This window comes from Paenibacillus wynnii, assembly GCF_000757885.1.
GTDB lineage: Bacteria > Bacillota > Bacilli > Paenibacillales > Paenibacillaceae > Paenibacillus_AQ > Paenibacillus_AQ wynnii.
Map to the genome: position 1 here is coordinate 1,613,685 of NZ_JQCR01000003.1, position 20,561 is coordinate 1,634,245.

Here is a 20,561-nt window from a genome sequence, read left to right on the forward strand (position 1 = left end):
GGGGGCAAGTAAATATTTGAATGTCAATGATCAGTGATAGCCCATGCCAGTGGGCTATTTTTCGTTGTCATGATCTACGATCTGCCGATAATCAACGATCACCGGTGCGTTCTCAACACTTGCGATCAGGTTGTCATTCTCGTCATAAACTGAGAATTCTGAATGAACGTGATCTTCGTATTCGGCACCTACTTGCTTAATCTCGATAACTTCCCGACCTTCATGCTCTGTTCCGACCTCAAATACTCGTGTTGGATTACTAACCACTGTTAACTTTTGAATGACTTGGAGCATACAATGCCTCCTTTCTCTATGTAATTGATGCGTCAGCCGCATCTCGGAATACCGGCCGGAGGAAGGTTATTTCTAAGGTCCGATATTCCGAGACAGGGGCCGAAGCCCTTGCCGATTTAATGAATGCCTACCTGCAGAGCCATTTGCCGGATTACGGATCGGCTGTACAGCTTACCTTGAAATGACACCAAATCATCCTGACTGCCTGTGATGACACATCCTGGTGCATATTTTTTAAGGATAATCATATTTTCGTTCACAAATATTTCTACCGGATCACCATTCGAAATCTCCATCGTTTTCCGTAGCTCAATCGGAATGACCACCCTTCCAAGCTCGTCCACTTTTCTCACAATTCCAGTTGCTTTCATAATAAATCCCCTCCCTGGTTTCCATTGATTTGGTTGTAATGATTGAAGAAAATAATGCGTATCTCATGTGGAAGAGTGCCGATTATTTCAAGGAAAAGTTTATGATTATCACTAGCTGCCTTAAGAAGCAGGAATGTCCCCTGTACCTCTTTCGTAGTGGAAGCCGCATTCGATAAGTCGTCCCAGTGACGCTTCTCTGCGAAATGGAGATCCATTTCTTTTTGCCAGAAGCGCTCAGCAAGCGCCTCGCCAAACTGCTTAGTTTCTTGTTCCGTCACGCAGCCCCCTCCTTGTGTTTATCGTGATCAAGGGTTAAAATGGACGCAACGAGATACTTTAAGCGAGTTCTCAAACCGGTCCGCCCTGCCAGGCGGGCTTTTTTCTTTTGTGCCTTTGCTGCAGCCAGGTCATGCTCATGCAGATTGATCATCATTTCAAGCCATTTGATGTTACGCTCGAGCTTTACAGGATCAATCACATCGGCCTGCTGCTTGATTAATTGCAGATTATGTTCTGCATTCTGAGCCACGAACCTAGCTTCACCTTCCAAATCCTCTAGTTTCATTCCAGCACCTCATTTCATGTATTTTTTAGCTTTCAGTTCTGCCCTGTGCTCTTTCCAAAGCCCTATGTAGGAGAAATCATATTTCCGGCATAGCACTGCAACGTTATGCGTCAGGGCAGTTATCGCCTCAATTTGTTCCATAAGCCCGTCCCTAATAATTTGACGATCAGTTGAACTCAGTTGCTCCAAAGTTTTTGTGATAGGTAAACCAAGCAAAGCTCTTTCTGCCTCCCTAATCTCCTCAAGTGTCTTGATGTAAGCTGAACTCGGATGAAGGTCAGCGCGATCTAACCAAGGAACTGATGCTCCTCCGGTTACCTCAGCTGCAGCTGCTAAGAAAAGTTGTCCGTCATCGTAATGTTGCACGGTTGCTTGTATCACTGGCTTAGAAGCCTTTCGAGTTCCCTTAATGATCTTCCCTATCTGTGAACCGTCTACATGTGCAGCTCGTCCAGCTTTTGCTAAGGAGTCACCCTTCCGTTTCATTACTTCTTGTAGGGCTTCAGTAAAATGTCCAACTGACAATTGAATTTCACCTCATTTGTCCAAAGTAGTAGGAAGCTATCGGACAGAGGCCTGATGTATAATGTTCTTAAGCAATTCCCCTTGCCGAAACCCTCACCCGCCGTTGCCGGTACAGCTCGGCGGTTTTCTTTTTAGGCTGAATCTTTTTCGCTCTGCTTTTGCTTTGGTTCTAACAGCGGCTTAACCACTGGAGCTTCTTTGACAATCCGCAAGGCCTTGACCATCTTGTTCATATCTGGCTCGTAAGTAGCGATGTACTGAATTCCTCTTGGGTTGTCCACCTACCCCACCTCCTTCGTTACGATTTGTTCATCACAAGAACACGAATTGTGCGGTTCTGGATCAAAAAAAATTGACTGAACCGAACTCTTGTAATGATTCGCAATCTTAACCTTAATTTCATCCCGGGGCACTCTTTGAGCATTTTCATACATTTGCAGCGCACTAACACTGATTCCGATAGCTTGAGCCGTTTCTTCTCTTGAGGAATCACTACGCAAAGCCAGCAATCTTTTTGCAATAACTTCTTTCATTTTGTTGGTACACCACCTCTCGAAAACCACGTATTGTGTTGTTGAAATAAATATACACCGCACAAAACGTGCTGTCAACACGTTTTGTGTTTTTTATTAAAAAATAACACGCTATGTGTTATATTAATGTTGGGTGATGAATATATGGCCACTTTTGGTGAACGGCTTCGCGAAATTCGCACAGCCAAAAACTTAACTCAAAAAGAATTTGCTAAGTTATTTAAACTCAGTGAAAGCGCGATTGGGATGTATGAGCGTGACGAAAGAGAGCCTTCGTTTAAACTTGCTAATGAAATCGCAGATCGATTTGAAGTTACAACTGATTATCTTTTTGGTCGTACTGATAAGACAAGTCGTGAAGAAACAAACCTCTCGTTTTACGGAGGCCCTGAAAAATACACACCAGATGAGATCGATGAGATGGAAGCTGCTCTCCTGCGTTATCGAGAGATGAAGAAAAGAGCAACAGAACAAGCGGAGAAGAACAAATGAGCAAATACCCCAGCCGATGGGGATATTGATAAAAGGCTGATGATTTGTGCTTATTCTAATTATTTTTTTGATACTTGCTATTATCTATAAAAAAGAGATAAAAACTATAATATCGTTCCTTTTTCTTGGAATAGTTGTTATGTTGTTATGGGATGATTTAATCATAATCGCTTTGATATTAAGTTTAGTGGGATTCACGGCTTTTTTGACACTAGCTATAGTAGCTCTTATTAAAAAAGATAAAACTGCAAAATATAAATTTTTAGTCTCTACTCTATGCTTGCTTATTGTAGCTATAGGTATAATGAACGATGATTCAAAATCACAGCCCGTGGAGCAGACATCAAGAAGTACAATAGAATCCCATTAATTTGAAATAAGCCAGCAATGGCTTTTCTTTTCAACACAAAACAGAACATACGTGCGCATTTAGGAGGAATACATATGAACTTTTCCCAATATTTCAAAACTCCACTTGAACAAATGATCGAAGAGCAGTATCGGGCAAATGGAATATTATTGCCGGCTGATCTCACAATCGAGAAGATTGCTACAATTTTTGGTGTAGACGTAGTCTATTATGATCACGGACCTTTTAGTGATAATGAGGATTACGTTATTTTTCTGAATCGAAATGAGGAAGAAATCTCCCAGAGAATGATTTTTTTTCATGAACTCTGCCACGTTGTTCGTCACTCCGGCGATCAGCGGTGGATGCCCGATATGTTCCGTGAAGCCCAAGAAAATGAAGCTGACCGCTTCACCCTTTATGCTTCTATTCCATTTTTCATGCTTGAGAATTTCCGGTTACCAGCACGACTAAGCGAAGCAATCAGTAGAGCAGCACATACCTTCAGGACTCACCCCGAACTTACCCAACAGCGTCTGGATCAGATCCGAGAACGGATTGCCGGTGCTCGATTTCTGGCTGGTTTTACAAATATCGATGACAGTTTAGTCGAACAGTCAGCTACACAAGAAGAAGATGATAACGGAAGTCTCTTACCTCAGCGGATACGTGCCTTTTACGACTACAACGACTTTTCCCGGCCGCACACCCTAGTGATCGAACAACGAGAAGGTTTCAATTGGGATAAGCCACTGCATATTGAGGTTGACCGAAATTATAGAAGCTGCGATCTCCCCTCTTATATGTCCAAGGAATCCGCACCTGTTTTATCTGGAGACCTCTCCGTTTGTCCAAATCGGAACGGATGCGTCACCATTAACTTATCCCGAGTGGCCTGGAGACACGGCAAATCAGTCAGCCGGCTGTATCTACCTATGGAAGCAATAGACGATGCGTTGAACTTTTAGCAATGATTTAAAGGAGGAGTTATCAGTGTTTAATTATTCTGAGTCGACACAAGTTAAAGATGTAGCCGTTTATGCTCGTGTATCTTCCGACGATCAGCAGGAACGTGAAACCATAGAAAATCAGGTCGAGTTTGCAGAAAAGTATTGCGAGCTCCACAAGATGAACATAGTTGAATGGTACAAAGATGACGGTGTTACTGGAACGATAGGCCTGGATCAGCGCGATCAGGGAAAACGGCTACTTGAAGAGGCTAAGTCTGGAAGGTTCCATACAGTACTCATTTACAACATGAAGCGTCTTGGCCGGAAGGCTCGCGTAACTCTGGATGCGATTTACCAACTTGAAGAGCACGGAGTTAAAATTAAAAGCATGACAGAACCATTTGACACTGGGGATCCAATGGGTAGATTTATTATTACCGTACTTGCTGGACAAGCTGAGTTTGATCGAGATACTTTACTGGAGACATTGTGGCACGGAGCTAACAGGCATGCGCGACTAGGTAAATGGCTTGGCGGTATAATCCCATACGGTTATAAAGTGAACAGCGAACGGTTCCTAGAAGTTAATGAAGAACCTCTACCTGGTAAAGAGGACATGTCCGAAGCAGGAGTTATTAGACTTATTTATCATCTTATCGCTGATCAAAAGTTGTCGACTATCAAAGCAGCTGATTACTTAAATGCACTAAAGATACCACCTTCATATGTAATCCACGGGCGTCAAGTCAAGAAAGGTAAGCGTAAGGAGAACACAGCTGGAGTCTGGAGCCCTGGCCGCATTCGTAACATGATTGTCAACACTACCTATAAAGGCGTGCATGAGTACGGAAAGCGGGCCACTAGAGAACGGGAAACAATCATTCGAGAAGTTGCATCAATCGTCTCAGAAGATACTTGGCAGCTCGCCCAGCAAGTCCTAAGAGATAATCAAATTGAAGCTTTCCGTAACCAAACACGTCATTATCTTCTACGAGGTTTAATTAGATGCGGTTGTTGTGGATTGACCTATCATGGAGGAGCATTTAAAGGTGCAAAAAATAAACCTCAGGCTTATTATCTCTGCGGAGGTAAGACGGCTTATAAGGGGCCGCTTCAAGGGAAATGTTATTCTAAGAACATTCCTTGTGAGTGGATTGAAGAAATGGTTTGGGATGAATGTGTTCGCTTTATCCGCAATCCCGGTGAAGCTCTCAAAGAATTTGAGCAAGGACTGAATTTAAGGAAGTCTCATACAGCTAATTATTTGCAAGAAAAAGAAATGATACTTAAAGGCTTAAAAGATAAAGAACCTGAACGACAAGGTATTCTTTCCCTTTACCGACAAAAGATGATTAAAGCAACAGATGTTGAAATACAGCTCCAAGATATTTTAACGGAGACAAACACTTTAGAACGGCGCTTAAAAGAATTAGACAAATTAATGGAAGCTGAGAAAGACCACTCCTACCAGTTCGATTCTGCTGAAATTATGCTGAATAAGTTACGGTCAAAAATAGAAGGCAGTCCTTCATTTGAAACTCGAAGAGAGATTGTAAAAACATTGGTCCAAGAGATTATAATTGAAACCATAGATCCCCCTGGTGGAGGTAGGAAAAAAGCTTCCGTAAATGTTCGCTACTCGTTTTATAATTCCAAAGGTGTTCCACGCACGGTTGTCATTGCGGATTTCTGGGGAGCGGGAATCCTCAACAGCGGTGTACCTGCAGTCCGGCTCGTATAGCTCTATATCGCTCCAAAATCTCCGGCCCCCTGCTTGATCGTATCGACCTGCAGGTTGATGTACCCCGACCTAAAGAATTGGACCGCCAAGGCCCTGTCCTCTCTTCTATGGAAATGCGGACGCAAGTTGCTGCAGCGCAAGCCCTTCAGCTTCAACGGTACAAGAATCTATCCATATCATGGAATAGTGAACTGTCCGGCGCAGCCCTCCGCCGCTTTGCCAGACTTGGAGCGGAAGAAGCCGAAATGCTTCATCATATCTTGGAGACGCTTGGACTTAGCATGCGTGCGCATGACCGCATTATCAAGCTGTCACGCACCATCGCCGATCTGGACGGGGCCTCTAAAATTACCTCCGCACACCTGGCGGAAGCTGTTCAATACCGCAATTTGGATCGTCAGGTGTTGGTTGAGGAGTGACAAACAAATCATTGGGGTGGTTTCTTATGTGCTCGTTTCAGCACTACTATTGTCCTCATCTAACGGCGAGTTCAGAATACCTAGAAGTAGAATTATCCAAAGCGGAATAGCATGTGCAGCAAATGAGGCCCAGGTGGAACCTGTATGTTGTGCAATCCAAGGTGCTATTAACATGCCAGGAATCACATAATCCCCAAATGTATTTATCTGTAAAGGTAAAATGTACCCTCTCCACATTAACTCTTCGCTAAACATTGCAAGGATATGTATCGGCACAAACAAGATAAACAATCTCCAATTTTTACTTAGCGATACATCAAAAAATTTAAATGGTGCCGGTAGGTAGCTGGGAGGAGAAAAAAATCGTAACCGTGCAAAAAACTTACCTACTGGCTCTAACAGTTGATCAAAGAGTATTGTCAAAATTACAGCTCCGAAAATCAACAACCAATCATCCCCATTAAAAGGTATAAGACGAAATCATTCTTTGAACAAGGAGATTGACATGGTTCCCCCGTCTAACCAATAGAGGAAAACTGATAAAGGTAGCAAAATAATGATTGGCATCCATAAGAAAAACCAAAAAGAAAATATTAATGAAACTCCTTTATTCATTATTTTCGGTGTCCAATAGTAAACATTCTTCTCATCGGCCCGCCTGAACAGGTAAAACGGTGCCGACTAAGCGATTACCAAATTTCCCAAGAATGGCAAAATCATTTATCCCTCTTCACTTGGAACCACCGCTGCTCTGATTTCTTCAAAGGTCAGCGGCTTATAGTCCCAGTGCTCCACACAAATATTTAAATAACTGTTGCCCTCATATTTCTGACTATGGATATGACCGTGCACATTTACGAATGGCATATGCTTGTTCATGTACATAGGTTCATGAGAGAGAAAGAAGAAATCCTTGTAAATCAGCGGATATGCCGTCACTTCAGCAAAACCTGCATCAAGCCACCAATCCCTACCCCGTCCACGGTCGTGGTTGCCCATGATCAGTATTTTGTAGCCGTTTAGTCTTACGAGAATAGCCTTTGTAGCTTCTTTGTTCAGAAATGAGAAATCACCCAGATGAAAAACCTGATCCTCTTTTCCTACAACAGAATTCCAGCTGTCTATCATGAATTCATTCATCTGCTCCACATCTGTAAAAGGACGGGATTCAAAATCAATGATATGCTTATGTCCAAAATGGTGATCTGATGTAAAAAATACATTACCCATTATTTACCAATCCTCTCTCGATATCCTTCAGTCTTCTTAGCCATTGTACTATGAGGTGCTGATGTAAAAAAGCTCCGGCTTCCCAATCGTCTGGGGAAGCTCGGAGCTTATTCAGGGTGTTCACTTCCTTACCTATCATTTGCGGAATCGACGTCGTTTATCAGCAACATGGATGAGTTCTGCTATTGAGGATACCGATTCATTCTCAAGTAGCCATTCACGCATAGCTCTGATGGCCTCAACCTGTCCATCGCCTTTATCTCGCCAGGTTAAGAGTTCCACCACTTGTATAACCAGTGCCGTTAAACTGCTATTATTGGTCTGCGTCTGATCCGCACGAATTTTTTGGAACAGGGCTTCATTTTCCCAATCAATCAGTATTTCTTCGGCTATCGTTGGCCGCATGACGGTAAATGTTTTACGGCAATCCGGGCAGCATACAACGGACACAGGCTCCCCGCTGAATACCACTTCGATTTTCCGTTCACAATGCTGACATGCAAAACTCACTTGAATTTTAAAGGGTTCATCGTTCACTCGGACAGCCCTCCTTTACTTGGCTTTGAAAAAAGCACACTAACTGTTTACCCATTTCTTTTTAGAAATGACCCATTTGAAGCGGCCCGATTGATCTTTTTCATAATAATTGTTGAGATTTTACCAAATGCATACAAATTACAGTCTAAAAGGCTTCTTTGATATGGTATAGTGAGGCAACACTTAAATCGCTGTTCAATATTACGCTGATCACATCGAAAGAAAGAGGACCCTCCGGATGGCGTTTCATATACAAATAAACTTCCGCTACGCTGCGTACTTGTTGTATTTTGCGGACATTAACGGATTCTTCCGGACTCCCTTGTAAAGTTCTATTACTGCGGCTGCGTACCTCCACAAAAGTAAGACGACCCCGTTCCCAGGCAATAATGTCAATCTCACCACTGCGGCATCTCCAATTCCGTTCAATAATTTCATAACCTAAGGAAGACAGATATTGAGCAGCTGCTTCTTCAGCAGCGAAACCCTTCTGTTTGCGGTTATATTTCGCTCCAGGAGTCAGATTGTTCATTTCAACTTCCGCGCCCCCGCTGACCGGTCACTTTGATAGACAAAGCTCAGTACCTCGGCTACCAGTTGATAAAGCTCGGCCGGTATTTGCTGGTCAAGATCTAGCTTCGACAACACCTCTACCAATGCGGCATCCTCCTGAACAGCAACCCCATTCTCTTTGGCCTTCTGTAATATGATATCTGCCACAGCTCCTTGGCCCTTGGCTACCACCATTGGAGCTTCACTTTGGCCGGGAGTGTATTTGAGAGCAACTGCTTTTTTGAGTCTTTGTGAAACTTGATCGGGATGCTCATTCATATCCGATAATCCACCCCTTTATAAGAATCGGGAACAAAATCGGTAAGCTTCCCCAGATTTTTATCCGAATCGGTTCCTTTCAGAACGGGAAGCGGCTCTGTTTTGAGTCCTGACAGCTGGTAACCGATGGATTCTACCGCTGCTTTGATCTCATCCCGCCGGTTCTCCAGCAGCTCTAGAACCCAAGGTTCATTATTATGAAGCTTCAAGCTTACGATACGATCCACCACCTGAACGTCAACAAGAGTCTGACCCAGACGTTTCATGTCCAGATCGAACCATAATCGGCAATTGGCCGCATCCAGTTCACCCTTCCGTCCCCGTCTGGATTGAATATGGACGGATGCAGTCTCTTCCCCGTTTGGCCCTTGTAGGGGCAAGAACAGGGTCACCTGAGCAAAAGGTGCCGTCCGATCCGTGTTCAGCAGCAGCTGCTGACCGGTCATATGCTGCACCAATTGACTGGCGGCTTCCTTGAGCGCCGGCGGAACCTCGCTGCTGCCCAGCACTTGCAGCAGCACGCCCTTCAGTGTGTCGGCGTTCTCCACTTCGCCGACAGAAGCGTTCAGCGCCGGTAACACCGATGCTGAACGCCCATCCGCGGCGATACCAGCCGCCGCGGGACGTGCCTCTGCGGCGATGGCTGCGCCGCCGCGTACGGCCTGCTGCTCGTGCTCCGCACCGAGCAGCTTCAGCACCCGCCCCACCCACGACTCTGTGTCGTGGGCGGGAGCGGGTGCGCCCTGCAGCGGCTGCGCAGCGGCTGCAGGGCTGTCCCCCCCGCGCGGCGCACTCGCTGCGGGGGCCGGTTCTTGTCCCGCCGCGGCAGCGGGCGGGACTGCGGCGAGCTGCGGCAGGGTGCCGCGCAGCTCCGTAAGCACGCCCTGCAGCTTCGCGAGCAGGGCAGGGGCGGATGGTGCTGTACGATTGCCAGCACCCTCCATAACCGCTGTACCGTTGCCAGCGGTCACTGTATTAACTCCATTGGTCGGATCTTTCACTGCTCCGGAAGAACCACCTGTATCTCCAGCAGTTTTAACCGCTATAGTTGCATTACCAGCCCTCTCAGCACCTTTACCTTCAGGGAGATTACTGGCTGAACTCACATTGCCTTTTTCTGCACCGGGTATACCGTCCATATCCTGCAGTAGACTCGCCGGACTATTCCCTGCTAAGGTTCCTAAAGCCCCCCCTACTGGAGACCCATTCGGGGCTTGAGGAAACCCATTCCCAGAAGTAACTACGACTTCACCCGCTCCAGCACGAACCCCGCTAGATAGATTCCGCCCTCCGTTCGTGGCCTCATCCGTTACGTCCAGAGATTGACTCACATCAACGTTTCCAGTTGGGACAGCTCCCGTTCCTTTGGATGATGGAATCCCTTTCTCCAAGCTGTTCAGTGGTATCTTCCCTGTCCTTGAGTCCGAGACTCCATCGTCAGTTGTTGTTTGCGATACTGTTTCCCCTGTGCTTGAGGCTTTCGGCATACTATTTGTAATCTCGGCCTCTGAAGAAGGAATAGGAACACCTGTTAATGTTGCTCCTTCTCCGCCTCCTTTCTTTTGTCCTACCCATACATTCAACTGCTCCTCCAAATTGGCTATCAGCTGATGAAGCTGCGGACCAAAGACAGCTTGCTGCAATCCCTTTACACTCTCAGCTGTAACTGGCAACCCTCTTTTAACGGAGATAACTGCGGCTTCGAGCCACTGTTCTGTCGGAACTCCCGCAGGCTTGGCATTCATGACTGCCTTCAGCATCTCTGCAGTTTCCTTGGTAAGAGGAACTCCTCCGGACTGCATCGCCTGTACAATTTCACGGCCTGCTTTAGCATCCGATAGACCCAAGGTTTCCAACGCTTCGCCCATACTTTGCGGAGAGACCAAAGCAGCTTCACCCATGGATACGGCCTTTAATACGGGAAGCCCGCCCTCACCGGGAGGAGACACCTGAAGATTCATCGTTTGCCCTACCTTCAGCGGTGTTTCCAGCTCCGCACGAACCGGGGTGCCTTGGATCTGGACAACCGCTTCTTTACCCGACTCTGACACACTAAGAACGACACCTCGCACAATCTGCCCTTCCTTAAGCTCTAAAGACTTCGGTTCCGTCACCTTGCTGTCTCCGAGAAGTCCACGAATCATGGATCCAATGTTCATTCTGCACCCTCCCTTCTATTCATAACTAACTTTCTATCTACCAGCTTTTATCTTTTTATCTTTAATCTTTAATGTTTTAGTATTTATATCGGCTTATGCCTCTCATTTGTTTCATTCTAAAAAAGGGTCTGCTGTTCAGCCATTATTCGCCCGAGAAAACTGCGCCTATGCATCGGTGTCGCCCCTAGCGTCGTAATTTGTTCCCTATGCAATTTGGTCGCATACCCCTTATGTATCGCAATTCCGTAATCCGGATACCATTCATGCCACAAGCCTTCACAGAGTCTGTCTCTCGTTACTTTGGCCACAATAGATGCAGCAGCAATCGACTGGCTGTTCGCATCCCCTTTAATAATAGCCCGCTGCGGGAGAGGCAAATCTACCTTCTCGGCGTCAACCAGCATATAATCCGGCATCTGATTTAAGCCCTCAATTGCTTTTTTCATAGCCAAACGGGAAGCCTGTTTTATATTTATCTCATCGATTACTCGAGAATCCACATGCCCCACGCCAACTGCCAGAGCTTGCTCCATAATAATTTCAAATAAGGCATCTCTTTTCTTGGCAGTCAACTTTTTGGAATCGTCTACTCCTTCAATAATAAGTCCCTCCGGTAAAATAACAGCCGCCGCCACAACATCACCGAATAAACAACCCCGACCGACTTCATCTACACCAGCAATGTGGCGAAAAGACTGCTCCCAGCACTCTTTTTCATATAACAGCATATCAACAGTACTCACTTTACCTTCACCGCCAATTATAATTTCTCCAAAACGCTTACACATCAGCTTACCATACGAATGCTTATGGGGGCATCCCTCTTTAGTCTTGTTAAATTGTTCAAAAAGTGACTTTGGGGCACGCAAAAATAAAAAGAGCCAACCGACAATCGGCTGGCTCTTCCATCCATTTACAACGTTATAATCCGTTCTATGTAGCGCTGGTTTATGGAGTCTCCAGCGTAAAACGGCCAAGCTTACCTTCACGTAGCTCATGTAAAAGTGTTCGGGAGGCTTTCTCAAGATCTACCCGTCCCCCACTGATCAGACAACCACGTTTCCGACCTATCGCTTCCAAAACAGCTACGATCTCATCCGGATTTCCCAAATCTTCAGGAAGCTTCTCAATTCCAAAACGCTCTTTAAATCTGGACCCGTAATCCTTAACCAGATACTTCACTGCATAAAAAGCAATTTCCTCAATATTGAGGATTTCCTCTTTGATGGCACCCGTTGCCGCCAGACGGTAACCTACCTCTTGATCCTCGAACTTCGGCCACAGAATACCCGGGGTATCCAGCAGTTCCAAATTCCCACCCGTCTTGATCCATTGTTGACCTTTGGTTACACCTGGGCGGTCACCGACCGCAGCAATGTGCCTTCCGGCCATTTTGTTGATCAATGTAGACTTCCCTACGTTAGGGATACCGACGATAAGTGCACGGGAAGGCCTCGGGTTCATACCTCTGGCAATTTGCCGATCGATCTTTTCCTTTAGCAGTAGCTTGACCTGCTCCGGAATTTCTTTAATACCCGTTCCAGTAGAAGCATCTACAGGATGTGCGACATGTCCTTCTGCCTTAAAGTATGCCAACCACTTCCGTGTTGCTTCCGGATCCGCTAAATCGGCTTTGTTCAGAATAATAAGCCTTGGCTTGTCCCGCAAAATATCATCAATCATCGGATTGCGACTGGAAAGAGGAAGACGTGAATCGAGCAGTTCTATTGCAACGTCAATCAGCTTCAGCTTAGCCTCGATTTGCCGTCTAGCCTTCGTCATATGACCAGGAAACCATTGTATGGCCATTGCCGTCACCTCCTTTGACTTCTATACATTAATGGTTAATCAATTCAATATCTTTCACAGGCCAGAATATTAAATCTGCCCGTCCCACTATATCACCCAAAGGTACATAGCCGATCATCCGGCTGTCTGTACTATCGGAGCGGTTATCGCCCATTACGAATATATGACCTTCGGGCACAGTGCCGTCCGTGAATTTTTCGTTAGGGAAGTTCTTATCATTATACAAAGAATTATTTTTATGCGCATCATCGATCACACCTTGGATATAAGTTTCGTTCACCGGTTCACCGTTAACTGTAACGACATCCCCTTCTACTTTCACCTTATCTCCAGCTACACCAATTACACGCTTAATGAAATCCCTGCCCTCTGACGGCACATGGAATACGATAACCTCACCCTTTTTAGGAGATCTAATATCGTATAAAATCTCGTTCACAATTACCCGCTCTCCGGTATGGAAATTAGGCTTCATGGAAGGCCCGTCTACAATAAACGGTTTGAACAAAAGCCAGCGAATCAGAACAACAAGCACTAAAGCAATCGCAATAGCCTTCAACCATTCCAATACTTCATTTTTCTGCTTGGGAGGAAGCTGCTGACTAGACTCTCCAGTCTCCCCTGGTCCCTGCGGCAAATCCTGCTGCATAGTTCACCATCCTCTCCTTTTACTGACATTACTATTCAAACACAAAAAAACTCCCACCAAAAATCCCTCCACAGATACTCCTTCAGGAGGTCTTTTTGGAGAAGCCATTCCCCAGCGCTCTATTATGAACAGTAATTCCTTGTATTTTGATAAAACGAAAGGGACTTGAAATCAAGCCCCTTCCTTTTGTCACTATACTAGCGACGGATTTCTTTAATTCTTGCTGCTTTACCGCGTAGTTCACGAAGATAGTAAAGTTTCGCACGACGAACTTTACCACGACGAGCCACTTCGATTTTTTCGATTTTAGGCGAGTTGAATGGGAAAGTTCTTTCCACACCAACACCGTAAGAGATTTTACGAACTGTAAAAGTCTCACCGATTCCACCGCCGCGACGTTTGATTACAACGCCTTCGAACAACTGGATACGCTCACGAGTTCCCTCGATAACTTTTACATGTACTTTCAAAGTGTCACCCGGACGAAAATTAGGGAGATCTTTGCGAAGTTGCTCTTGCGTAATAGCTTGTAGGATATTCATTTATGACTTCCTCCTTCCGTACAGGTGTTCATGCCTCTTCCAGAGAGAACTTAGCTCTCCATCATTATCCGCAGAGGACCACCGTATTCCACACAACAAAAATAATAATACCATAATGGAATATTTATTTCAACTTATATTATTATATTTATCTACTATATTGGTAACATATCTTGCTTCTTCGCCTTTGTACGGCAGTCCTTACATAATCCGACCACTGTTCCATTGTCCTGAGCGTAGAAGATTAGCTTTCCATTTTTCTTTTTACAGGAAGAGCAGGGCTGTTCCCCGCTTATTTTCTTAGTATTGCGATGCCTGTCCATGGATATAACATTACTTTTGGAGGTACGCTGATCCGCTTTCTGGTCTCTTGTTCGGCGATTAAGAAAATAAATGAATGCCAATACTACTAGCAATAGGATCATAATAACGGCATATCGCATTTTTGCCATACCTTCTCTCTTACGGCATTTGAACTATATTATCTATTATAAGATAATTTTTTTTAGAGGAACATACTATTTTGATACTCATTTATTTCTCCGTTAAATATTGTATTGTATTCCCCAAAGAATCCTAGTCTAAAGTCCAGTATATAATTCCTCCTACAGCCCCTTTTACAATAAATTTCCATCTTATATACTGATATAAGCACAAAATCATATTACATAACAACCAACATCAAAGAATGACCCTATAATAAGGAGGATTTATTGAATGAGACAAAATTATAAGCCGATACTTGCGGCAGTTGTGTTATCTATGGTACTGCTGGCGGGTTGTACACAGCTCCCCGGTAAAGCGGACACCAATCTGGAACTTATTGGAGAAAACGAGGTTCGTCTCGATCTTGGGGCTGCACTTCAGCAGGATCTAGGCGAAGCGGCAGCTAGCCTGGAGCAGACGGTAGAGGATTCTGCAATTAAATTATCTGAGCACATCATAACCAAGGGAATCAGCAAAAAGTTATCTGTAGCTAAGGAGGTCGGCTCCTCAACGGTTCTGAGCATCAATAATCCGGTTGGAACGATAGAGGTAAAGCCTGCATCAGGTAATCAGATCATTGTGAATACTACGATCTGGTTCGACAACAATTCCAATCATGAGGCTGACCGCCAGGAGATCATGGACCATGCAGAAGTCTCCATCCAGTTGAATGGAGACAAAATAACCGCTTCGACACATGTAAAGAACAATTTGAAAAAGGATTTGTGGACTTGGGCCCAAGATAAATTCGACTACTCCAATTTCAGTATAGATTATAGTATAGAAGTTCCCGAGAGCGTAGATATGTACAAAATCACTAATAATGTGGGTGAGGTACAACTTCATGATCTGCAAGGAACCTACCACATTGTCAGCAATGTAGGCGCCGTAAAAATATCAGGAGCAACGTTTAATGGAAAATCTACAGTAGAATCTAATACCGGAAGTATTCATCTGGATATTGCCGATATGAAGGCTAAGAGCAGCCTCAAAGTCAAAACAGATATTGGCAGCATATCCGCATCTCTAGCAAAATCACTTCAATGCAGCCTTGAAATTGAGAGTGAACTTGGAGTTATAAAAGGGGCGGAAGACGGTAAAAGTGAGATCAATGGCGGCGGACCCTTAATCTCATTAGCCTCCTCCATCGGTGCGATAACGATTAATAATTAAGACTATGAAACTATTTTTATTAGATCGATAATTTTCTTTAAAATTTTATGGATATTTCAATTGGGCTGTGCTATACTCTCCCTACAAGGAAAGGAGGTGCGTTCACATCAAGCATGACATGTTGAACGTATCCCTTACTCGAACCAACATTCAGTAATATTCACGTTGGTGGCGCGGGATACGGATCAAGGCCTTACAAGCTTTAAATAGCGCCCCGAGTAGAGAGACCGTCTTCGGACGGTCTTTTTCATTGCCTTTTTTACCTATGATTTCGTGATATCCCCTCATACCTGCCGTTTCAATTGCACTTTTACATTTGATTTCGTGATATTACCTCACAACAGTCGATTCGAGTCACTTTACAGATTATAAATATAAATGCCTACAACAAAATAAACCATTAGGGCAGCGAACATGCAGTTCACCTGACCTTAATGGTTTATTTCTCATCCTATGTGGTTATTCCTCTGAATGTTCATTTCTCTTTGGAATTTTACGATTTCCGATTTTTGTAAAAATCGATAATATCACTCACCGTGCGGAGCTGCTCCGCTTCTTTTTGGACAGCGTCAACGTCCTGCTTGAATTCTTCGCGCGTTTTCGTAGTCACTCTAGTTCATTCCTTTCGTTAGTAAAATGCAACATAGCTGCATGTGTTAATCGGCTGCATTACATATTACCCATAAATCAGCTCTCTAACACACTTTATCAGTATATGCACGGATATTTATTTTGATGACAAATCTCAAAAATATTTTTTCGCGTTTCTGAACATAAAAAAAAACACTTTACTAACGTGAGATCACGTCAATAAAGTGCTTCAGGTTTTAACCTATAAAAATAGTATTTGGATTTACGTATTTGGAACTACGTATTCGATCTACGTATTAGGATCTACTGCCTTTTAACCGCTCCAGAATCTGTTTATCCTTCGGGGTCAGTTCTGCTGTCTCCAACAGATCAGGTCGCCGTTCTAAGGTGCGCTGCAGCGCCTGCTCACGCCGCCACACATCGATATTGGCATGATGTCCGCTTAGCAGCATATCCGGCACCTTCCAGCCACGAAACTCCGCTGGGCGCGTATAATGCGGATATTCGAGCAGTCCCGTGCTGAACGAATCAGACACTGCAGACGTCTCATTGCCTAACGCTCCAGGCTGAAGACGGACAATGGAATCAATAACGGTCATAGCCGGGAGCTCGCCACCGGTAAGTACATAATCGCCAATGGAAAGTTCGTCTGTTACCAGATGCTCGCGAATTCGCTCGTCATACCCCTCATAATGCCCGCAAATAAAGATTAGGTGCTGCTCTTGAGCCAGCTCCTCGGCTATTTTCTGAGTATAAGTCTTGCCTTGAGGACACATCAGGATAATACGCGGTTTAACCTCTTCAGCCGGTAAAGGGGACAACAGGTGCTCCACCGCCGCAAAAATCGGATCCGGCTTTAGAACCATCCCTCCGCCTCCGCCATAGGGAGTGTCATCTACCGTATTATGTTTATTGCCGGAAAAATCACGAAAATTGACAGCATTCAACGATACAATGCCTTTATCACGGGCTTTGCCAAGAATACTTGTGCCAAAAACGCCTTCACACATTTCAGGAAACAGCGTCAGCACATCAATTCTTATCATGACAGCAGCCCTTCCATGGGATGAATCGTTACACGCCGTTCTTGTACATCTACATCGAGTACGACCTCATCAATAACAGGAATAAGGATATCAGCCCCTTTAGAAGGTTTGACAACCCACACATGATTGGCTCCCGGTGTCAAAATCTCAGTGATCAAACCCAACGGCTCTGCGCCTGGCTCGTCTGTATAAACCGCACACCCAATAATCTGGTGGAAGTAATACTCGTTATCTGACAGCTCCACCAAATCACTGCTTGGCACCTTTAACAGGCTGCCTTTATACTTCTCCACCTGGTTGATATCGGTATATCCTTTAAGCTTGGTAATAAACATCCCTTTATGTTCGCGTGCGGATTCCACTATTACTTCAAAAGAACTTCCGTTCTCCGGAACCACCAACAGCTTTTTGCCGGGTGCAAAACGTACATCGGGAAAATCAGAATAGGACAATATTTTTACTTCTCCGCGAATACCGTGTGTATTTGCCAGTCTGCCTACGGTTAATAAATCTTCCGTCATGTGAACCTCTCCTTTAGCAACGTTCATTAATCCTTCTTACTCTATATAATAGAACAAAAAGGGGCTGGGATATACTATCCCGAGCCCCTCATTGTGCGATCTACTTAAGATAAAATATCTACAGTTACACGTTTATCGCTTTTGACTGCTGCTGATGTAACTACGGTACGAAGCGCTTTGGCGATCCGGCCCTGCTTGCCGATGACCTTTCCAACATCATCAGGATGTACGGACAGTTCATATACAATCAGGTGATCCTTCTCAACGGTCCGTACGGTCACATCTTCTGGATGATCCACTAAAGCCTTAGCAATAACTCCAACTAATTCTTCCATAGGGGACCCTCGCATTCAGTCATTATTTCTGTTGTCTAAGCTCATGGAACTTCTTCATCACGCCTGCTTTGGAAAGCAAGTTGCGAACGGTATCAGATGCTTGTGCACCTGTTTGAAGCCATTTAAGAGCTTTCTCTTCATCGATCTTAACTACTGCCGGTTGTTCAATCGGATTATAATAACCAATTTCCTCGATAAAACGACCGTCACGAGGGGACCGGGAATCAGAAACCACTACACGATAAAATGGCGCTTTATGTGCACCCATGCGTTTCAAACGAATACGTACTGCCACGAAATTCACCTCCTTAAAATAGTTTCGATCCCACCCAAACCCTCCCTTCCAAGGGAGGGCCCCAAGGGTTGCACCCTCTGGACACCCGCACCAAAAACGTATTGGCGATAGAGTTCAGTATGGCGGTACTTAGGACGTTTGGGTGTATGATCGCTTACGTCCCTGGCGGGACACGCTTTACGCTTGCGGTATCTAGAAAACATAAGGAATAAAGATAAAGATTAATCCTATGTTGTACTATGGATTATCGGGAAACCGATCAACTGATTAAAATCAAGTTCAAAAGATCAACGGAAAGGGAACTTCATACCTTTGCCGCCCATGCCTTTGAGCTGCTTCATGGCGTTCTTGGCACCTTTACCGCCGCCTCCGCCGCCCATCATGCCGGAGAACTGCTTCATCATCTTGCGCATCTCATCAAACTGCTTGATGAGTCGGTTAACTTCAGCAACTGAAGTACCGCTGCCTGTTGCAATACGCTTACGGCGGTTGTGATTGATGATCTCAGGCTGAGTTTTCTCAGCCTTAGTCATGGAATGCACAATGGCCTCTACGCGTCCCATTTGCTTGTCATCCACCTTCAAATCCTTCATGCCCTTAGCTTTGTTCATGCCAGGCAGCATGTCAAGAATCTGGTCGATAGGTCCAAGCTTCTTCACTTGATCCATCTGCTCCAAGAAATCATCGAACGTAAATTCCGCATTACGCATCTTACGTTCCATTTCCTTGGCTTTGTCAGCATCAATGTTGAACTGGGCTTTCTCGATCAGCGACAGCATGTCGCCCATACCCAAGATCCGGGATGCCATACGTTCCGGATGGAACGGCTCCAAAGCGTCGATCTTCTCGCCAAGAGCAGCGAATTTGATCGGACAGCCGGTAACGGCTTTAACAGATAGAGCAGCACCGCCTCGAGTGTCACCATCCAGCTTGGTTAATACCACACCCGTAAGGGCAAGCTGTTTGTTAAAGCTGTCGGCCACATTTACAGCATCTTGACCGGTCATGGCATCCACAACCAGCAAGACTTCATCAGGGTTCACTACAGCGTGAATCTGCTTGAGTTCTTCCATGAGATCTTCATCTATATGCAGTCGACCTGCAGTATCGATAATCACATAATCTAAGTTATTGTCCTTCGCATACTGTAGACCTTGTTTGGCGATTTCTACCGGACTAGTCTTATCCCCCAGTGAGAATACCGGAACCTTAATCTGCTCTCCTAGAACCTCCAGCTGCTTGATCGCAGCAGGACGATAAATATCTCCTGCCACAAGCAATGGCCGATGATTCCCTTTCTGCAAGAGCTTCGCAAGCTTAGCAGAGGTTGTCGTCTTACCGGCGCCCTGCAGACCCGCCATCATAATAACAGTCGGCGGCTTGTTTGACTTCGCCAGCTTTGCTTGGCTGCCACCCATCAGTTCCGTTAATTCTTTATTAACGATATCGATAATGACCATGCCGGGAGTAAAGCTATCCATCACTTCCTTGCCGATGGATTTCTCCTTCACCTTGGATACGAAATCCTTCACTACCTTGAAGTTAACGTCTGCTTCCAGCAAGGCCAGCCTAACTTCGCGCATAGCTTCGTTAACATCATCCTCAGAAACTTTTCCTTTGCCGCGTAGTTTGCTGAACACACTCTGTAGTCTTCCGCTTAAACCTTCAAACGCCATATTCTGCCGCCTCCCTTCTTCATTAATCCAAGCTCTGTAAACGGTCTATTATTTCTGTGAAACGTATATTATATTCTTCTGACAGCAGTCCGATTTCCGGCAATCTGCGCAGTTCATCTATATAGTGACTACGACTCTCATGTTTACTAAGTAAACCGAGCTTGTCCTCGTAGTTCTCCAACACTTGCTCCGCCCGTTTGATATGCTCATATACAGCTTGACGGCTAATTTCAAATTCAGCGGCAATTTCTCCCAAGGAGAAGTCATCATGAAAGTAATATTTAAGGAACGTCTGCTGCTTATCTGTTAACAGCCGTTCGTAGAAAGCAAAAAGCAAGTTAATTCGGTTTGTTTTATCAAGCTTGTTATCCTGACTCATTAAGGGCACTCCCTTCGTCAAGGCAAAACACTTTACAGCACTACAACGTCCCTTATAATACCT

29 protein-coding genes are annotated in these 20,561 nt (G+C 44.9%); 5 read left to right on the forward strand and 24 right to left on the reverse strand.

Features of this window, described 5'->3' with window-relative positions:
* Positions 1–54: 54 nt before the first annotated feature.
* The 7 genes from PWYN_RS22890 to PWYN_RS22915 all read right to left on the reverse strand — a co-directional run bounded on the left by PWYN_RS22890 (position 55) and on the right by PWYN_RS22915 (position 2,288).
* Positions 55–294 carry a hypothetical protein gene (locus tag PWYN_RS22890; RefSeq protein ID WP_036656656.1) on the reverse strand — a complete coding sequence of 80 codons (240 nt, stop codon included), beginning with the start codon at positions 292–294 and terminating at the stop codon, positions 55–57.
* Between the two features lie 116 nt (positions 295–410).
* Positions 411–665 carry an AbrB/MazE/SpoVT family DNA-binding domain-containing protein gene (locus PWYN_RS22895; RefSeq protein WP_036656658.1) on the reverse strand — a complete coding sequence of 85 codons (255 nt, stop codon included), beginning with the start codon at positions 663–665 and terminating at the stop codon, positions 411–413.
* Positions 662–943, reverse strand: a complete 282-nt coding sequence (locus PWYN_RS22900) for a hypothetical protein (protein WP_036656661.1) — start codon at positions 941–943, stop codon at positions 662–664. The genes PWYN_RS22895 and PWYN_RS22900 overlap by 4 nt, the downstream gene beginning before the upstream one ends.
* Complete coding sequence (locus PWYN_RS22905) at positions 940–1,230, reverse strand: hypothetical protein (RefSeq protein WP_036656665.1); 291 nt, start codon at positions 1,228–1,230, stop codon at positions 940–942. The genes PWYN_RS22900 and PWYN_RS22905 overlap by 4 nt, the downstream gene beginning before the upstream one ends.
* A gap of 9 nt (positions 1,231–1,239) precedes the next feature.
* Positions 1,240–1,755 carry a helix-turn-helix transcriptional regulator gene (locus PWYN_RS22910; RefSeq protein ID WP_036656668.1) on the reverse strand — a complete coding sequence of 172 codons (516 nt, stop codon included), beginning with the start codon at positions 1,753–1,755 and terminating at the stop codon, positions 1,240–1,242.
* Positions 1,756–1,886: 131 nt separating this feature from the next.
* Positions 1,887–2,036, reverse strand: coding sequence for a hypothetical protein (locus PWYN_RS29410; protein WP_157261246.1), 150 nt, complete (start codon positions 2,034–2,036; stop codon positions 1,887–1,889).
* On the reverse strand, positions 2,037–2,288 hold the full coding sequence (locus PWYN_RS22915; RefSeq protein WP_036656671.1) for a helix-turn-helix transcriptional regulator: 252 nt from the start codon (positions 2,286–2,288) through the stop codon (positions 2,037–2,039).
* 144 nt (positions 2,289–2,432) lie between these two features.
* Between PWYN_RS22915 and PWYN_RS28855 the strand changes: the two genes are divergently transcribed.
* The 4 genes from PWYN_RS28855 (at position 2,433) to PWYN_RS22940 (ending at position 6,239) form a co-directional block, all read left to right on the forward strand.
* Entirely contained in the window at positions 2,433–2,780 is a 348-nt protein-coding gene (locus PWYN_RS28855) for a helix-turn-helix domain-containing protein (protein WP_036656674.1), read from the forward strand.
* A 444-nt stretch (positions 2,781–3,224) separates the two neighbouring features.
* Positions 3,225–4,097, forward strand: a complete 873-nt coding sequence (locus PWYN_RS28335; protein ID WP_052088318.1) for an ImmA/IrrE family metallo-endopeptidase — start codon at positions 3,225–3,227, stop codon at positions 4,095–4,097.
* Between the two features lie 25 nt (positions 4,098–4,122).
* Positions 4,123–5,820 carry a recombinase family protein gene (locus tag PWYN_RS22935; protein WP_084146894.1) on the forward strand — a complete coding sequence of 566 codons (1,698 nt, stop codon included), beginning with the start codon at positions 4,123–4,125 and terminating at the stop codon, positions 5,818–5,820.
* Positions 5,769–6,239, forward strand: a complete 471-nt coding sequence (locus PWYN_RS22940; RefSeq protein ID WP_084146896.1) for a magnesium chelatase subunit ChlI family protein — start codon at positions 5,769–5,771, stop codon at positions 6,237–6,239. Before PWYN_RS22935 ends, PWYN_RS22940 begins: the two co-directional genes overlap by 52 nt.
* Positions 6,240–6,263: 24 nt before the next feature.
* Here the strand turns inward: PWYN_RS22940 and PWYN_RS22945 are convergent, their stop codons facing one another.
* From PWYN_RS22945 to PWYN_RS22995, 11 genes are all read right to left on the reverse strand, one after another.
* Complete coding sequence (locus tag PWYN_RS22945; RefSeq protein ID WP_036656681.1) at positions 6,264–6,686, reverse strand: hypothetical protein; 423 nt, start codon at positions 6,684–6,686, stop codon at positions 6,264–6,266.
* Positions 6,687–6,959: 273 nt separating this feature from the next.
* A complete protein-coding gene (locus tag PWYN_RS22950; RefSeq protein ID WP_036656684.1) occupies positions 6,960–7,469 on the reverse strand; it encodes a phosphoesterase in 510 nt (169 codons plus the stop codon).
* 135 nt (positions 7,470–7,604) lie between these two features.
* A complete protein-coding gene (locus PWYN_RS22955) occupies positions 7,605–8,006 on the reverse strand; it encodes a hypothetical protein (protein WP_205622785.1) in 402 nt (133 codons plus the stop codon).
* Between the two features lie 145 nt (positions 8,007–8,151).
* The gene (locus PWYN_RS22960; protein WP_036656687.1) at positions 8,152–8,538 is read right to left on the reverse strand and encodes a YraN family protein; all 387 of its coding nucleotides are present in this window, start codon (positions 8,536–8,538) and stop codon (positions 8,152–8,154) included.
* On the reverse strand, positions 8,535–8,837 hold the full coding sequence (locus tag PWYN_RS22965) for an EscU/YscU/HrcU family type III secretion system export apparatus switch protein (protein ID WP_036656689.1): 303 nt from the start codon (positions 8,835–8,837) through the stop codon (positions 8,535–8,537). The genes PWYN_RS22960 and PWYN_RS22965 overlap by 4 nt, the downstream gene beginning before the upstream one ends.
* Complete coding sequence (locus PWYN_RS22970) at positions 8,834–10,996, reverse strand: hypothetical protein (RefSeq protein ID WP_036656691.1); 2,163 nt, start codon at positions 10,994–10,996, stop codon at positions 8,834–8,836. The genes PWYN_RS22965 and PWYN_RS22970 overlap by 4 nt, the downstream gene beginning before the upstream one ends.
* 116 nt (positions 10,997–11,112) lie before the next feature.
* Positions 11,113–11,784, reverse strand: a complete 672-nt coding sequence (locus PWYN_RS22975) for a ribonuclease HII (protein ID WP_084146898.1) — start codon at positions 11,782–11,784, stop codon at positions 11,113–11,115.
* A gap of 160 nt (positions 11,785–11,944) precedes the next feature.
* Positions 11,945–12,805 (reverse strand): ribosome biogenesis GTPase YlqF, encoded by an 861-nt coding sequence (gene ylqF, locus PWYN_RS22980; protein WP_036656693.1) that lies wholly within the window; start codon positions 12,803–12,805, stop codon positions 11,945–11,947.
* Between the two features lie 28 nt (positions 12,806–12,833).
* Entirely contained in the window at positions 12,834–13,454 is a 621-nt protein-coding gene (lepB, locus tag PWYN_RS22985) for a signal peptidase I (RefSeq protein ID WP_036656696.1), read from the reverse strand.
* A 197-nt stretch (positions 13,455–13,651) separates the two neighbouring features.
* Positions 13,652–13,996, reverse strand: coding sequence for a 50S ribosomal protein L19 (rplS, locus tag PWYN_RS22990; RefSeq protein ID WP_036656698.1), 345 nt, complete (start codon positions 13,994–13,996; stop codon positions 13,652–13,654).
* A 155-nt stretch (positions 13,997–14,151) separates the two neighbouring features.
* Entirely contained in the window at positions 14,152–14,448 is a 297-nt protein-coding gene (locus PWYN_RS22995) for a hypothetical protein (protein WP_036656701.1), read from the reverse strand.
* Positions 14,449–14,713: 265 nt separating this feature from the next.
* Here PWYN_RS22995 and PWYN_RS23000 point away from each other — a divergent pair, with 265 nt between their 5' ends.
* Entirely contained in the window at positions 14,714–15,655 is a 942-nt protein-coding gene (locus PWYN_RS23000; protein WP_036656703.1) for a DUF4097 family beta strand repeat-containing protein, read from the forward strand.
* Positions 15,656–16,542: 887 nt separating this feature from the next.
* Here PWYN_RS23000 and trmD read toward each other — a convergent pair.
* From trmD to PWYN_RS23030, 6 genes are all read right to left on the reverse strand, one after another.
* Positions 16,543–17,289 carry a tRNA (guanosine(37)-N1)-methyltransferase TrmD gene (gene trmD, locus PWYN_RS23005; protein ID WP_036659109.1) on the reverse strand — a complete coding sequence of 249 codons (747 nt, stop codon included), beginning with the start codon at positions 17,287–17,289 and terminating at the stop codon, positions 16,543–16,545.
* Positions 17,289–17,813 carry a ribosome maturation factor RimM gene (rimM, locus tag PWYN_RS23010; RefSeq protein WP_036656705.1) on the reverse strand — a complete coding sequence of 175 codons (525 nt, stop codon included), beginning with the start codon at positions 17,811–17,813 and terminating at the stop codon, positions 17,289–17,291. Before rimM ends, trmD begins: the two co-directional genes overlap by 1 nt.
* Before the next feature lie 104 nt (positions 17,814–17,917).
* Positions 17,918–18,148 carry a KH domain-containing protein gene (locus tag PWYN_RS23015; RefSeq protein ID WP_019910364.1) on the reverse strand — a complete coding sequence of 77 codons (231 nt, stop codon included), beginning with the start codon at positions 18,146–18,148 and terminating at the stop codon, positions 17,918–17,920.
* A 22-nt stretch (positions 18,149–18,170) separates the two neighbouring features.
* Positions 18,171–18,443 (reverse strand): 30S ribosomal protein S16, encoded by a 273-nt coding sequence (rpsP, locus tag PWYN_RS23020; protein WP_036656710.1) that lies wholly within the window; start codon positions 18,441–18,443, stop codon positions 18,171–18,173.
* Positions 18,444–18,730: 287 nt separating this feature from the next.
* Positions 18,731–20,119, reverse strand: a complete 1,389-nt coding sequence (gene ffh, locus PWYN_RS23025; protein ID WP_036656713.1) for a signal recognition particle protein — start codon at positions 20,117–20,119, stop codon at positions 18,731–18,733.
* A gap of 22 nt (positions 20,120–20,141) precedes the next feature.
* Positions 20,142–20,498 carry a putative DNA-binding protein gene (locus PWYN_RS23030; RefSeq protein WP_036656715.1) on the reverse strand — a complete coding sequence of 119 codons (357 nt, stop codon included), beginning with the start codon at positions 20,496–20,498 and terminating at the stop codon, positions 20,142–20,144.
* Positions 20,499–20,561 lie beyond the last annotated feature (63 nt).